The following is a 14,198-nucleotide window of genomic DNA, read 5'->3' on the forward strand; positions in this document are numbered from 1 at the left end:
AGCGCCCCACGAGAACGGCGACTCCGGGCAGGCTCGCGGCGAAGCTGAGCACGCCGTAGACGACGGCGACGGTCAGACCCTGGGTCGCGCCCAGGCCCGCGGCGCCGAACGCCCAGGCGGTGACGCCCTCCCTGGGCCCCCAGCCGCCGACGTTCAGCGGCAGCCCCATGGCGATCAGGGCCAGCAGCGCCAGAGGTACCAGTTCGGCAACGGGGGCGGCCGATCCGGCCACCCGGGCCGCGAGGACGAACATCAGGACGTGCCCCGCGAGGACCACGACGGACGAGATCACCACGCCCGGCCAGCTTCCGCGTGCCAGCAGCGCCCCGCGGGCCTCGGTGAGCGTGGCACGCACGGCCCGGGAGCGGCGGGAGGTGGGCGCCGCCCTGCCCCTGCCGCGGACGGCGCCCACGGTGACGACCCCGCACAGTGAGACGGCGGCCAGCAGCACGACGAGGTGCCGGGTCTCGGTCAGGACCGGCGAGGGCTGGGTGAGCAGTACGGCCACCCCTACCACGGCCAGGACCGCCTGGCCCGCGACCCGTTCGAAGACGACGGCGCGCACGCCGCGGCCGACGTCGCCGGCACTCTGCCCGTGCCGTACCGCCCGGTGGACATCGCCGAGTACGCCGCCCGGCAGCGCCGCGTTGAGGAACAGCGCGCGGTAGTAGTCCGCGACGGCCGGGCCCAGCGGCAGCCTGAGCCGCATGCCACGGGCGACCACGCACCAGCGCCAGGCACTGAACACCGTGGTGAGCAGGCCGATGCCGAGCGCCGCGAGGAGCGTGACCCCGTCGATCCGGCGCAGGCCGTCCAGGAAGACACCGGTGCCCAGGCGCCAGGTCAGCACGGTGAGAATGACGACACCGGCGATCGTGCCGAAGTGGGTGCGCAGGATGCGGGAGTCGAGGCGGGCGCGGACACGGCCCATGACGCGGGTCCGGCCGCCGCGCGGAAGCACGGCAGGTGTGCCGGGGCCGTCCTGGTGCACGGCAGACGTCTCGCCGCCGTGCGAGCGCAGGGCGGGAGCGCCGGGACCCGCGTCGGCGTCCGGCCGCTCCGCCGTCTCCGTCTCGTCCGTGTCGTTCTCGTCCGTGTCGTTCGTGTCGCTGTCCCGGACCGCCGCCGACAACTCCTCGTCCAGGGCGTCCAGGGCGGCCAGTGACCGCTCGTCCTCCGCCACGGCTCCCGCGCTCATCACACTCCCCCGCCCGGGCGGGCCAGCGCGAGCAGGTCGCTGTGGTGAACCACCGCGCTCAGCTCCCCCGCCTCGCACGCCGCGAGGCGCTCCCGGAGGTAGGCGTCCGCCCGGTCGGCCAGTTCGGGGCGCTGTTCGACGGCCGCGCCGACCCAGCCGCGCAGCCACTCCGCGGTCAGCGCGGACTCGGCGGGGCCGAGCCGCCACGCGCTGGGGTGCACCCGCACTGTCGCGCCGTGCCGGGAGAAGGCGTCGCAGGCCGCGCTGACCGACTCGGGGCCGAGCAGGTCCCCGCGCCGCTGGTGGTTGTTGAACGCGTCGGCGATCTCGGCGTCCAGCGGGTGGGCCGGGGTGAATTCGACCCGTCCCACCACCGAGAGGGTGAGGAGGGCGGGGCAGCCGGCTCCGGCGCAGGCCGCGGCCAGTGCCTCGATCTCGTCGGCGTTGAGGACGTCCAGCAGCGCGGAGGCCGTCACCAGCGAGGCGCCGGCCAGGGCGTCGGCGGTCAGCCGGCCGACGTCGCCGCGCTGCGTCTCCACCGTGACCCGGCTGCCGTCGGCTGCCGAACGGGGCGACCCGACGGCGGCGAAGTGCAGCAGATACGGGTCCCGGTCGTGCAGCACCCAGTGCTGCGGCCCGTCGAGCCGGGGCGCGAGCCAGCGCCCCATGGAGCCGGTGCCGCAGCCGAGGTCGTGGATGACGAACCCGTTGGCCCGCCGCGGCAGGTTCGCGAGCCGGATCCGCAGCGGATCGAGCAGCTCGGACGAGCGGGCCGAGGCGTCGACGTCCTCCCTCAGCTGCAGCCACTCGGGGGCGTAGCGGGTGGTGTCGTCGGTGGCCTCGCCGCGGGTGCGGTCGCCGAGCCGAATCGTTCCTGTGTCCCGTCCGCGCTCCGCGGCCCCGGAACCGGCCGCCGTCTCCTCACCCGGTACCGGCGCGGTCGTCATACCCGCCCCGCCCGGTACCGCCGCGGTCGTCGTGCCGGCCCCCGGAATCCCTGTCGGCGTCGTGCTCGTACTGCTTATGCCGTTCATGCCGCCCCCCTCCTTGCCTCGCTCTTCAATCGCCCCATGACACCCGACAGACTCTGGGCCGTGGCGGCCCAGCCGCCGAGGGACGCCCTGCGGGCACGCGCGGCGGCCTTGAGACGCCTGCGCACGTCTGCCTCGCCGAACCAGCCGCGCAGTTCCGCGGCGAGAGCCGCGGGGTTCTCCGGCGGGACGAGCAGGCCGGGCACCCCGCCGTCGGGCGCGCGCCCCACGGCCTCGGGGAGTCCGCCGACGTCCGTGGCCAGCACGGGAATTCCACGGGCGAGCGCCTCGGTGACGGCCATGCCGTACGTCTCGGCGTACGAGGTGAGGACCATCAGGTCGGCCGAGGCGTAGCTCGCGTCGAGTGCGGCGCCGGACCGGGGTCCGGCGAGCTCCAGCCGGTCACCGAGGCCGTACCGGTCGATCAGGACCCGCAGTTCGGCCACGTACTCGGGGTCGTGGTTGAGACCGCCGACGAGGACGCAGCTCCAGGGCAGGTCGGTGACGGTGGCGAGGGCCTCGACGAGCCGGTGCTGCCCCTTGCGCGGGGTGACCGAGGCGACGCACAACAGCCGCGAGACGCCGTCGGTGCCGGGGGCGAGGGGCGCGATGTCGGCGCCGGGGGCGGCGACATGGACGCGGTCGGGCGCGAGCCCGTGGTGCGCGACGAGTCTGCGGGCCGCCCATTGGCTGGTGGCCACGACAGCCGGCACTGCGCGCAGCGTGTGGCGCTCCCGGGCGTCCAGGTCCGCCGCCAGCTCGGGCGTGAGCCCGATCTCGTCGCCGAGCGGCAGGTGCACGAGGACGACCAGACGCAGCCGTTCGGCCTCCGGAATGACGACCTCGGGGACCGCGCAGGCGACCAGTCCGTCGAGGAGTACGACGGTGCCGTCGGCCAGCTCCGCGAGCGTGCGGGCCAGCTCGTCGCGGGCGGCGGCTGCGGGCTGGGGCCAGCTGCCGTCGATGGCGTGCTTGTGGACCTGCCAGCCGAAGCCGGGGAGGTCGAAGCTGACCCGGGCGTCGTAGACGTTTCCGCCGCTCGGCATGGTCGGGTCGTTCACTCCGCCGGGCATCACGAAGTGCATGGCGCGCAGGGACATGGGGATGATGTCGGCGTTGTGGTTCACAGGGCACGCTCGTAACTCGCCCAGGCGATGTGCGACTCGTGCAGGGTGACCGTGATGCCGGCCAGGCCGCGGGCGCCCTCGCCCATCGCTCCCTTTTCCACGCGTTCTGCGAGGCGGTCGGCGACGACCTTCGCCAGGAACTCCGTCGAGGTGTTGGTGTCGGCGAACACCGGCTCGTTGTCGAGGTTGCGGTAGTTCATCTCGGCCACCACCTCCCCGAGTTCCCTGGTGGCCAGTCCGATGTCGACGACGATGTTGTCGTCGTCCAGCTCGGCGCGCCGGAACGTGGCGTCCACGAGGAACGTCGCTCCGTGCAGGCGCTGCGCGGGTCCGAAGACCTCTCCGCGGAAGCTGTGGGCGATCATCAGGTGATCGCGGACGGTGATGCTGAACAACGGACGACCCTCCAGGTGCGGTGCGTCTGACCCCTCTGCCGGGGCGTGCCGTGTAGTACGGCCGGTCCGTTCTCCGTGTTCAGGGGGTACGGGTCGGAGTTTCGGACGCGTTTCTCGCGGCAGGGTTGCCAGGTGGGCGCATGGTGCGAACTTGGGTACCAGTGTTTGGATTTGGCTACTCGGTGTGCATACGTGACCGTTTTCCGGGCGGAGTTGCTTGGTATCGAGGAGCGGAGTGGCAGAGGGGACCCGAGACCCGGATGTGCCGAATCCCTTGATCCCGAGGCATCGACCCCGACATTTCCCCCCGACCCGGGGTCCCGTCCACTCGACCCCGACATTTCACCCCGGCCCCGGGTCCCGGTCTATCAGTCCCGGGCCGTGTCGGCGTCGTACCTCACCAAATGGCACATCGCCGTCGTCTCCCCCGTGGTGAGCCCGGCCATCGTCCCGGGCAGGTCCTCGAAGGCGCATTCGCCCGTGATCAGGGCGTCGAAGGCGGGATCGGCGAGGAGTTCGAGCGAGAGCGCGAGCCGGTCGGCGTACGTGCGGCGGGAACTCCTGGCCGGTGAGACGGTTCCGACCTGGCTGCTGCGGATGACGAGCCGGCGGGAGTGGAACGCCTCGCCGAGCGGCAGGCTGACCTTCCGGTCGCCGTACCAGCTCAGTTCGAGGACGGTTCCCTCCGGGGCGAGGAGTTCGAGCGCGCGGGAGAGCCCGGCCTCGGTGGCGCTCGCGTGGACGACGAGGTCACGCTCTCCTGCGGCGTCCGCCGGCAGTGCGAAGTCGATGCCCAGGGCCCGTGCGAGGTCCGCGCGTGCCGGGTCGGCGTCGACGAGCTGGACGTTCGCGGCGGGATACCGAGCGAGGAGCGCGGCGACGCTCGCGCCGACCATGCCCGCGCCGACCACGGAGATCCGGTCACCGATCAGGGGCGCCGCGTCCCAGAGGGCGTTGACGGCGGTCTCCACGGTGCCGGCGAGCACGGCACGCGAGGCGGGCACGTTCTCGGGTACGGGCGTGACGGCGCTGGCGGGCACGACGTACCGGCTCTGGTGCGGATAGAGGCAGAAGACGGTCCGCCCGACGAGTTCGGCGGGCCCCTCCTCCACGGTTCCGACGTTCAGGTACCCGTACTTGACGGGACCGGGAAAGTCGCCTTCCTGGAAGGGCGCCCGCATGGCGGCGTACTGGCTCTCCGGGACGCCGCCGCGGAAGACGAGCGTCTCCGTTCCGCGACTCACTCCTGAGAAGAGTGTGCGCACCAGAACCTCGCCCTCGGCGGGTTCGGGCAGGGGGGTGTCCCGGAGTTCGCCACGGCCGGGAGAGCGGAGCCAGAAGGCGCGGGCGGAGCGGTCCATTCGGCATCCTCCTGAGTAGTTCATGTGTATCGGCTGAGCGGCCGGGCTGAACGATTGGACGGCGAGCCACGTACCGACCTTTGCGAAGCCGCGCACAAGGTACGCGGCAATGATCGACTCTGTCACCTGGCCGGAGGATGTGCGGTGGCCCTGAACAACACGTACGACACGAGGCTCTTGCAGCAGGAGACGGCCGTGGGAGCGGGCGTGCAGCTACTGCTGTTGACCGTGCTCGGCACGGCGATCGGCCTGGGCCCTGCGGGCTGGCTCACGGGGCTGGCGTTCGGCATCGCGACGTGGGCCGTGCTCTCGCGCGCCCTGCACCGCTCGCGGCCCCGCTCCTTCGGTATCGCCAACCGCGTGACGCTGGGCCGGGCCACTCTCGTCGGAGGTGTGACCGCCCTGGTCGCGGACTCCTTCCAGAGCCCGCCGCCGGTCACGGTCCTGGTCGCGCTCACCGCGGTCGCCCTGATCCTCGACGCGGTCGACGGCAAGGTCGCCCGCCGCACCGGTTCCTCCACGGCACTGGGCGCCCGCTTCGACATGGAGGTCGACGCGTTCCTCATCCTGGTGCTCAGCGTGTACGTCGCCGCCTCGGTGGGCCCCTGGGCCCTCGTCATCGGCACCATGCGCTACGCCTTCGTGGCAGCCGCCAGGTTCCTGCCCTGGCTGAACAACGCCCTCCCGCCGAGCACCGCCCGCAAAACGGTGGCCGCCCTCCAGGGCGTCCTGCTGCTGCTCGCGGGCTCGGGGATCCTCCCGTACGCCCTGACGTTCGGGGTCGTCGCCCTGGCTCTGGCCCTGCTGACGTGGTCGTTCGGCCGTGACATCGGCTGGCTGTACCGGACGAAGGGCTCCGCCGGGCGCGAGCTCGCACGGGCCGAGCCGGACCGCCTCCGCGAGACGGCGACCGTGGGCGCCCCCTGAGGGGCGGGGGGAACCGCGCGACCAACCCCCACGGACCCGCAGCCGACGTACTACGTCGACTGCGGGTTGTGTGTGTCTGAGCGCGCAGTTCCCCCCGCCCCCCTCAGGTGGGGATCCCTCAAGCGATCTTGTTCAGTTCCGCGATCTCCTCGTCCGGCAGGACGAGATCCGCGGCGGCGATGTTCTCGCGCAGGTGCGCCCGCGAAGACGTACCCGGGATGAGAACGATCGTCGACGAACGCTGCAGCAGCCAGGCCAGAGCGACCTGCTGGGGCGAGGCGTCCAGACGGCCGGCGACGTCGGTCAGGATCTGCGACTGCAGCGGACTGAAACCGCCGAGCGGGAAGAACGGCGCGAAGGCGATCCCCTCCGCCGCGCACCGCTCGACCAGGGCGTCGTCCTGGCGGTTGGCCAGGTTGTAGAGGTTCTGCACGGTGACGACAGGGGCGATGGCCTGTGCCTCGGTCAGCTGGGCGTCGGAGACGGAACTGACTCCGAGATGGCGGATCAGGCCCTCCTTCCGCAGCTCGGCCAGGGCGCCGAACGGCTCGCTCAGCGACTCCTCGCTGATGCCGTCGACGGTGCCGAGGCGCAGGTTCACCACGTCGAGCGCGTCCAGGCCGAGGTGCTGGAGGTTCTCCCGGACCTGGGCCTTGAGGTCCTCGGGGTCCCGGACGAGGTTCCAGGAACCGTCGTCGCCACGGCGGGCGCCGACCTTGGTCACGATGCGCAGGTCCGCGGGGTAGGGGTACAGGGCCTCCTTGATGATCTCGTTGACCACGACCGGCCCGTAGAAGTCGCTGGTGTCGATGTGTGTGATGCCCCGCTCGACGGCCTCCCGCAGCACCGCGAGAGCTTCGTTCCGGTCCTTGGGCGGCCCGAACACGTTGGGGCCCGCCAGTTGCATGGCTCCGTACCCCATGCGCGTGAGGGTCAGGCCGTCGGCCAGGGTGAGGGTGCCGCCGGAGACCGTGCCGGTCACGTCCGTCATGGTGATGCCTCTCGCTGTGCTTCTCGGGTGCTTGCTCTTCGACTCTGCGCCGGGCCGAACGCGGACGGCAGTACCCCGCTGTTCCTGGTAGTGACAGGGACAGTCACCGTGGCCGGGACGGAACTAGGGTGGAGACATGAACGGCACGAACGCCCTCGGAGAGTTCCTGCGCGCCCGCCGGGCCCTGGTCCGGCCCGAGGACGCCGGGATCCGCGGCGGCGGCCTGCGGCGCGTACCCGGCCTGCGCCGCGAGGAGGTCGCGATGCTCTCCGGCATCAGCGCCGACTACTACCTGCGCCTGGAGCAGGGCCGCGACCGCAACCCGTCGCTCCAGGTCCTCGAAGCCCTGGCCGACGTCCTCAATCTGGACGCCAACGCCACGACCCATCTGATCGGCCTGGCCCAGCCCCGGCCCTCCCGGGGCCGCAGGACGGCCTCTGCCACGGGCCGCGGACGGGCCGGGCGGAAGCCCGAGTCCGTGCCGCCCGACATCCTTCAGCTCATGGAGGGATGGCCGAACAATCCCGCCTACGTCGAGAACAAGTTCACCGACGTGCTGGCCGCCAACGCGCTGGCCATCGCCCTGTCCCCGAACCACGCTCCCGGCAGCAACATCATGCGGGCCGTCCTCCTCGACGAGACCGAACGGGAGCTGCGGCGGGACTGGGACGAGCTGACGGAGGCGGGGGTCGCCGCCCTGCGGGCCAATGTCGGGCCCGACGTCGACGATCCCCGCCTGGTGGAACTCGTGGGTGAGCTGTCCGTACGCAGCGAGCGCTTCCGGTATCTGTGGGGCCGGCACGACGTGCAGCCCAAGCACTCACGTGTCCTGCGGCTGCGTCATCCGAAGGTCGGCGACTTCGAGCTGCAGGCCAGCAAGCTGGGCATCGTCGGCACGGACGGCCTGATCCTGAAGGTGTTCCAGGCCGCACCGGGCAGCCGGGACGCCGAACTGCTCGCCATATTGGGGAGTTTGACGGCGGCCGGCGAGGTCCGGGACACGTCCGGCTCGGAGAGCCGGCAGGCCGTCGAGGAGCAGTGACGGCCTGCCGCCCCTGACACGGAGGCGGACACGGATACGGCCGCCGCCCCGGCCCCCGTGAGGGCTTCGGTGACGGCCGTTCCGGCCATCGGTCCCCGGTCGCGTCAGCCACGTACGCCGGGAGCGACGGTCTCCTGGCCCGGAATCGACAGGTCCTGGTCGCCGGAAGCACGGGGTACGCCGGAGACACGGCGCACGTGCTGGACCGGGACGAGGAGCGCGGCCGGGTCCTGTCCATCGCCCTCGACGGCGTGCGCGTCACCCACTGACACACCCTGCCGGGAACCGGCAGAGGATGATCACCAGGTGTCCGAGTCCCCTTCCCCGCTCCTCTCCGCCTCTCCTCTCCTCTCCTCCCTGCGGAGGATGCCTTCACGGAGGAGACGGCCGGGTTCTTTCCACCCCAGGTGAGATCGGCGTCCTCGGCGATCCGTCTACCGTTGGGTCCATGGACTTGATGGACTCGTTCGCGGGACGGCGCCTGCCCCCGGCCGTCGCCGACACGGGTCTGGCCCTGCTCTTCACCGCCGGGTCCTTCGCCATGGCCGCGACGATGCCGCCCGGCGGGCCCGACCTGCGTGCTCCGGACGCCCTGTTCGTCGTACTCGTCCTGCTGTCCGCACTACCGCTGGCCGTCCACCGGCGGTTCCCCCTGCCGGCCCTGCTGGTGACGGCGGTGGCGGTGGCCGCGCTCCAGGCGCAGCGCTACGTCCCGCAGCTGTCCGGGCCCGACGGCACCTCCGTCGGGCCCGCCTACCTGGGCGTGGCCACGGCCGTGTTCCTCACCGCCCGGCGGGGCGCGCCCAGGACGGCCACCCTGGTCGTAGCCGTCCTCATCCCGGCCGCGTCCGTCACCGAGGCGGTCCTCGCCCCGGCCGGGCACCGGGTCGCCACACTGCTCGCGGAGGCCGTGCTGCTGGTCGCGGCGTGGGCGCTCGGCCGACTCACCAGAGCGCGCGCCGCCATCCGCGACCAGGCACTCGAACGCGCCGCGGCACTCGAACGCGCCCAGGAGGCCAACGCGCGTACCGCCGTCATGGAGGAGCGGGCCCGGATCGCCCGCGAGCTGCACGACATCGTCGCGCACAACGTCAGCCTCATGGTCGTCCAGACGATCGCCGCCGACCGGGTCCAGGACCGCGACGGCAGGAAGGCCCACGAACTGCACGGCACCATCGAGGAGACGGGCCGGGCGACCGTCACCGAACTGCGCAGGCTCCTCGACGTCCTGCGCGCGGAGGACGAGGCGGACACCGATCCGAACAAGGAGCCGCCGCAGCCCACCAGCGATGCCATTCCGGCACTGCTGGACTCGGTACGCGCGGCGGGCCTCGCCATCGACTTCACGACGACCGGGACACCCGCGGAGCTGCCGGCCGGCTCACACCTGACCGTCTACCGCGTCGTGCAGGAGGCCCTCACCAACACGCTCAAGCACGCCGGCCACACCCACACCGATCTCACCCTCGCCTGGGAACCGGAGCACCGAAGGCTCATCATCCGGATCTGCGACGACGGCCCCCGGCCGGGCGACGGGGCGGCCCCGCGGCCGCCCGCGCCGTCCGACGGCCCCGGTCACGGACTGCTCGGCATGCGGGAACGCATCGGTGCCGTGGGCGGCTCCCTGTACACCGGCGCCCGGCAGGGCGGCGGCTACTGCGTCCACGCGGTCGTGCCGCTGCCCGCGCGGCTCGGTTCCCCGCACGACGACTCACCGCACGACGACACGTGGCCCGACGATTCCAGGCACACCATTTCCAGGCACGCCGACACCCGGCACGAAGGGCACTCTCCGTATGCGCGCCATCCGCGTCCTGCTGGTCGATGACCAGCCCATGATCCGGACGGGATTCCGGCTCATCCTGGAAGCCGAACAGGACATCACGGTCGTCGGCGAGGCGCCGGACGGCGTCAGTGCCGTCGAGAGCACCCGATCCCTGTGCCCGGACATCGTCCTGATGGACATCCGCATGCCGAACATGGACGGCGTCGAGGCCACGCGCCGCATCGCGGAGACGGGGTCACCGAGCCGGGTCATCATCCTGACCACCTTCGACCTGGACGCACACGTGGTGGACGCCCTGCGCGCGGGGGCCAGCGGCTTCCTGGTCAAGGACGGCCCCGCCGACTCGCTCGTCGGCGCCATCCGCACCGTGGCCGCCGGTGACGCCGTGCTCTCGCCCCGTGTCACCCACCGCCTGCTCGACCGCTTCGCCCGTCTCGGCGCGCCCTCGACCCCGGACGTGCCGGCCCGTCTCGGCGCGCTCACCGGCCGCGAACTCGACGTCCTGCGCGCCCTGACCCGTGGACTCTCCAACGCCGAGATCGCACTCGAACTGGGAGTGGGAGAGACGACGGTCAAGACGCACATCGCGCACATCCTGGAGAAGTACGGGCTCCGCGACAGGGTGCAGGCCGTCATCCTGGCGTACGACTGCGGACTGGTGGTGCCGCGCGGCACGCCGTGACGGACGGCCCCGCCGACCGCCTGAAACACCCCGAGGCAGGCCCGCGCACGGGCCTGCCTCGGAAGGGTCCTGTCCTGGTGAGGGCGCTCGTCAGAGCGGGCGGACCTGGTCCGCCTGCATTCCCTTGGGGCCCTGGCTGGCGGTGAACTCCACCTTCTGGTTCTCCTCCAGGGAGCGGAATCCGTCGGTGTCGATCGCCGAGTGGTGAACGAAGATGTCGGCGCCGCCCTCATCAGGGGCGATGAAGCCGAAACCCTTCTCCGCGTTGAACCACTTCACTGTTCCTTGAGCCATGTTCAATCTCCTTCAACTACAACCTCACCCCCTACAACGTCCGGTGTGCCGGAATCATTCCCGGTCGGGTGGAAAGGGACCCCGAGTGCGGCCCCGGCCCGCTGCGCGGCGACCGGCGCCGGATGACGTCCGGTCGGCGCCGGTCGAGGAGGGGAGTACCGTAGCGTCACCGGGCGCACCTCGTATGCCGTCATCCGTTTCGGCGTCGCACTCGGAGAACGGCAATGGCCGACGTACATCGAATCCGGCCGGAAATGAGCCGCGCGATGCCTTCTGGCTCGTACCGTCCCGGCGTCTCCCACAGCCCCCTCCGCGTCCGCCGATAGCGGATCTCCCGGCTCTCCGGATGTCTCCCGGACATTCCGGAGCCTCGCGCACGGCCCGACCCGACGACAGAGGATGCGGGACACATGTATTCACAGGACGCGATCTCCGGCCACCGCCGCGGCCGCCCCGAACCGACCGCCGAGATGCTCTCCGGACTGGCGTGCCTCATGTGCGGCACCGACTACCGGAACTCGCCCGATCCCGAGGCGGTGGTGGTCTCCCAGCATGACGGCGGACAGCTGCTCGCCTGCCACGGAACCTGTGCGCGCATGGCCTGCGGGTCGGTCAACGGTCTCGGCGGGACACCCCTCGCGCTGGACGAGCGGCTCCGCAGGCACCGGGACAAGGCTTCCTGATCCGGGCGGTCCCGGCGGTCACACCACGCATGACGACAACGAAATAGAAGGACGCGCATGAGTTTGATGAGTCTCGGAGTACTCGCCTCCTCCCTCAAGGAAAACGAGTTCCGGCTGCCGTTGCACCCCGGTCACCTCGACCGGATCGATCCCGACGTACGCGCGAGGATCTTCCTCGAAGAGGGCTACGGCGAGCGGTTCGGCGTCGGCGACGACGCGCTGCGGTCGCTGGTGGGCGGACTGCGCTCCCGCGAGCAGCTCCTCGCCGAGTGCGATGTGATGATGCTGCCCAAGCCGATGCACGAGGACGTCGCCCAGCTGCGTGAGGGCCAGGTGCTGTGGGGCTGGCCGCACTGTGTGCAGGACGAGGGAATGACGCAGCTCGGCATCGACCGGCGGCTCACCCTCATCGCCTGGGAGGCCATGAATCACTGGACCTCCACGGGCGCTTTCAGCGTCCATGTGTTCCACAAGAACAACGAGCTCGCCGGCTACTGCTCGGTGCTGCACGCCCTGCAGCTCGGCGGACTGACCGGCAGTTACGGTCGCCGGATGCGCGCGGCGGTCCTCAGCTTCGGCGCCACGGCGCGCGGGGCCGTCACGGGCCTGGGCGCCATGGGGGTCTCCGACGTCACGGTGTTCACCCAGCGTGCCGCGGCGGCGGTGGCCTCGCCGATGCCGTCGGTCGTCATGGGGCACTTCGCCGAGCGGGATGACGACCCGTCCCGCCTGGAGGCGCTCACGGGGCTCGGACCCGTGCCGCTCGCGGAGCATCTGGCCGGGTTCGACATCATTGTCAACTGCATCCGGCAGGACACCGACGCGCCGCTGACCTTCGTCACCAACGAGCAACTCGCCCGGTTCCGGCCGGGGACCTTCTTCGTCGACGTGTCCTGCGACGAGGGCATGGGCTTCGAATGGGCCCGGCCGACCACCTTCGAGGACCCGATGCCCACGGTGGGCCCCGGCTGCCACTACTACGGGGTGGACCACAGCCCGTCCCACCTGTGGAACTCGGCCACCTGGGAGATCAGCGAGGCGCTCCTGCCGTACCTGCGCAAGGTCATGAGCGGCCCCGCGTCCTGGGACAGCGACGAGACGATCAAGAACGCCATCGAGATCCGCGACGGCGTCGTCCTGAACCCGAAGATCCTCTCCTTCCAGAACCGGCCGGCCGCATACCCGCACACCCCCGGGGCCCCGGCTCCGGCCCTTGTCCCGGCACGGCACTCCTCCGCACAGCCGGTCTGACACACCCCATAGCCGGGCACACCCCGTAGCCGGGCACATTCCGTATCCGGGCACATCCTGTACTCGTATCCGGGGCAACCCGTATCCGTGTCCGGGACACCCCCCGCACCGGACGCGGTCACTTCTCCTGCCGGAAGCGTCACCGGCTGGAGCGTCACCGGTTGGTCGTCACCGGCCGGCTGTCACCGGCTGGTCGTTCCTCAGCTCCGCGAAGAGTGCCTGTGCCCGGCGGTCGTCCCACTTCACGGCGCTGCCCTTGGAGGTGGCGAAACCGGGGTCGGAGACCGGCACGTTGATCTGCCGGCCGCCGCCCGCCGTGACGCCCTGCATCGCTTCGAACAGCGTCATCAGGTCCCGTAGGCCCGTGTCCTTGTCGACCACGAGGGTGTCCAGGCCCGCGCTGAGGGTCGGGAAGGACTTGGCCGGGTTGAGGAGCGTCCCGGCGGTGACCGCCTTCTTGGCGAGGGCGGTCAGGAACTTCTGCTGGTTCCGGGTACGGCCCAGGTCGCCCTGGGCCTCCTGCTTACGCTGGCGCACGAAGGCCAGCGCCTCGGTGCCGTCGAGGGTCTGGCAGCCCTTTCGCAGGTCGGCGCCCGAACTGTCGTCCTTGACGTCCCGCTCAAGGCACATGTCCACGCCGCCGACCGCGTCCACCACACCGACGAAGCCCGCGAAGCCGATCTCCGCGTAGTGGTCGACGTGCAGCCCGGTGTTGCGCTCCACCGCCCGTACGAGCAGGTCGGGGCCGCCGAGGGAGAACGCGGCGTTGAGCTTGTCGGCCTCGGCGCGGTAGCTCCTGCCGGTATCGGGGTCGACGTACGGCGGGATGGTCACGAAGGAGTCGCGGGGCAGGCTCAGCATGGTGGTGCCGTTCGCGCCGGTGTGCAGCAGGATCATCGAGTCGGTGCGGCGGCCCTCGGCCGAACCGGTGCGCAGGTCCTTCCTGGCCTGCTCGGACAGACCGGCACGGCTGTCGGAGCCCACGATCAGGTAGTTGGTGCCCTTGCCGCCCGTCGGGCGGTCCGACAGCGCTCCGAGGTCGACCTCCTGGTCCAGCTTGGTGTCGGCCCACACGTAGGTGGCGACGGAGGAGGCGACCAGCGCGGCAAGCAGCAGGACCGTCAGCCGTACCGCCTTGCGGCGCCGGGTGGCGCGGGGTTTCGGGGACCTGCCGCCGCTCGCGCTCCGGTGGGGCCGGCTCCCGTCGCCCGTACGGCCCGGTGTGGCGGGCGAGGGCATACCGGGCAGCGGTGCCGTACGCGTCGAGGGCGGGGCACCCTTCCCGCGCCCCGACCACGAACCGTCGACGCGCGGCGGCTCCGCCACACCCGTTCTCCGGTCGTGGCCCGCCAGGTGGTCGGTCCCGTCGTTCATCGGCCTGTCCAGTCCTTCAGCACATTCCCTCAGCACAGCTTTTCAGCGCATGGGGT

The 14,198-nt window shown here is 71.5% G+C and carries 14 protein-coding genes and 1 pseudogene; 6 read left to right on the forward strand and 9 right to left on the reverse strand.

All coding sequences use genetic code 11. The features are described from left to right. Nucleotides 1-88: 88 nt before the first annotated feature. From AB0D14_RS30695 to AB0D14_RS30715, 5 genes and pseudogenes are all read right to left on the reverse strand, one after another. A pseudogene (locus tag AB0D14_RS30695) lies at nucleotides 89-1,198 on the reverse strand (lysylphosphatidylglycerol synthase transmembrane domain-containing protein); the annotation flags it as partial. Next, a complete protein-coding gene (locus AB0D14_RS30700) occupies nucleotides 1,198-2,145 on the reverse strand; it encodes a class I SAM-dependent methyltransferase (RefSeq protein ID WP_362785813.1) in 948 nt (315 codons plus the stop codon). The pseudogene AB0D14_RS30695 and the gene AB0D14_RS30700, both read right to left, overlap by 1 nt. An 83-nt stretch (nucleotides 2,146-2,228) precedes the next feature. After that, nucleotides 2,229-3,329 (reverse strand): glycosyltransferase family 4 protein, encoded by a 1,101-nt coding sequence (locus AB0D14_RS30705; protein WP_362785815.1) that lies wholly within the window; start codon nucleotides 3,327-3,329, stop codon nucleotides 2,229-2,231. A gap of 23 nt (nucleotides 3,330-3,352) precedes the next feature. Beyond that, nucleotides 3,353-3,751, reverse strand: coding sequence for a 6-carboxytetrahydropterin synthase (locus tag AB0D14_RS30710; protein ID WP_362785652.1), 399 nt, complete (start codon nucleotides 3,749-3,751; stop codon nucleotides 3,353-3,355). A gap of 368 nt (nucleotides 3,752-4,119) precedes the next feature. After that, nucleotides 4,120-5,112, reverse strand: a complete 993-nt coding sequence (locus AB0D14_RS30715) for a dehydrogenase (protein ID WP_362785655.1) — start codon at nucleotides 5,110-5,112, stop codon at nucleotides 4,120-4,122. Between the two features lie 144 nt (nucleotides 5,113-5,256). Here AB0D14_RS30715 and AB0D14_RS30720 point away from each other — a divergent pair, with 144 nt between their 5' ends. Next, nucleotides 5,257-6,039: a CDP-alcohol phosphatidyltransferase family protein gene (locus tag AB0D14_RS30720; RefSeq protein ID WP_362785657.1), complete on the forward strand. Its 783-nt coding sequence runs from the start codon at nucleotides 5,257-5,259 to the stop codon at nucleotides 6,037-6,039. Between the two features lie 118 nt (nucleotides 6,040-6,157). On the opposite strand, the gene AB0D14_RS30725 is transcribed toward AB0D14_RS30720, so the two are convergent. Continuing rightward, nucleotides 6,158-7,030: an oxidoreductase gene (locus AB0D14_RS30725; protein ID WP_362785660.1), complete on the reverse strand. Its 873-nt coding sequence runs from the start codon at nucleotides 7,028-7,030 to the stop codon at nucleotides 6,158-6,160. A gap of 136 nt (nucleotides 7,031-7,166) precedes the next feature. On the opposite strand from AB0D14_RS30725, the gene AB0D14_RS30730 reads away from it, so the two are divergent. Next, nucleotides 7,167-8,072, forward strand: coding sequence for a helix-turn-helix transcriptional regulator (locus tag AB0D14_RS30730; protein WP_362785663.1), 906 nt, complete (start codon nucleotides 7,167-7,169; stop codon nucleotides 8,070-8,072). 104 nt (nucleotides 8,073-8,176) lie between these two features. On the opposite strand, the gene AB0D14_RS30735 is transcribed toward AB0D14_RS30730, so the two are convergent. Beyond that, nucleotides 8,177-8,338 (reverse strand): hypothetical protein, encoded by a 162-nt coding sequence (locus tag AB0D14_RS30735; protein ID WP_362785665.1) that lies wholly within the window; start codon nucleotides 8,336-8,338, stop codon nucleotides 8,177-8,179. Between the two features lie 182 nt (nucleotides 8,339-8,520). Between AB0D14_RS30735 and AB0D14_RS30740 the strand changes: the two genes are divergently transcribed. Together AB0D14_RS30740 and AB0D14_RS30745 are read left to right on the forward strand one after the other, a co-directional pair. Beyond that, the gene (locus tag AB0D14_RS30740) at nucleotides 8,521-9,900 is read left to right on the forward strand and encodes a histidine kinase (RefSeq protein ID WP_362785668.1); all 1,380 of its coding nucleotides are present in this window, start codon (nucleotides 8,521-8,523) and stop codon (nucleotides 9,898-9,900) included. Continuing rightward, entirely contained in the window at nucleotides 9,869-10,540 is a 672-nt protein-coding gene (locus AB0D14_RS30745) for a response regulator transcription factor (protein WP_362785670.1), read from the forward strand. Before AB0D14_RS30740 ends, AB0D14_RS30745 begins: the two co-directional genes overlap by 32 nt. 90 nt (nucleotides 10,541-10,630) lie before the next feature. Here the strand turns inward: AB0D14_RS30745 and AB0D14_RS30750 are convergent, their stop codons facing one another. Further along, nucleotides 10,631-10,834, reverse strand: coding sequence for a cold-shock protein (locus AB0D14_RS30750; protein WP_362785673.1), 204 nt, complete (start codon nucleotides 10,832-10,834; stop codon nucleotides 10,631-10,633). A 410-nt stretch (nucleotides 10,835-11,244) separates the two neighbouring features. Here AB0D14_RS30750 and AB0D14_RS30755 point away from each other — a divergent pair, with 410 nt between their 5' ends. Then, nucleotides 11,245-11,517, forward strand: a complete 273-nt coding sequence (locus AB0D14_RS30755) for a hypothetical protein (protein WP_362785676.1) — start codon at nucleotides 11,245-11,247, stop codon at nucleotides 11,515-11,517. Between the two features lie 57 nt (nucleotides 11,518-11,574). Further along, nucleotides 11,575-12,768: a N(5)-(carboxyethyl)ornithine synthase gene (locus AB0D14_RS30760; protein ID WP_362785678.1), complete on the forward strand. Its 1,194-nt coding sequence runs from the start codon at nucleotides 11,575-11,577 to the stop codon at nucleotides 12,766-12,768. Between the two features lie 168 nt (nucleotides 12,769-12,936). On the opposite strand, the gene AB0D14_RS30765 is transcribed toward AB0D14_RS30760, so the two are convergent. Beyond that, nucleotides 12,937-14,142: an LCP family protein gene (locus tag AB0D14_RS30765; RefSeq protein ID WP_362785681.1), complete on the reverse strand. Its 1,206-nt coding sequence runs from the start codon at nucleotides 14,140-14,142 to the stop codon at nucleotides 12,937-12,939. Between the last annotated feature and the right edge of the window lie 56 nt (nucleotides 14,143-14,198).

The organism is Streptomyces sp. NPDC048484 (assembly GCF_040651415.1).
Classification (GTDB): Bacteria; Actinomycetota; Actinomycetes; order Streptomycetales; family Streptomycetaceae; genus Streptomyces.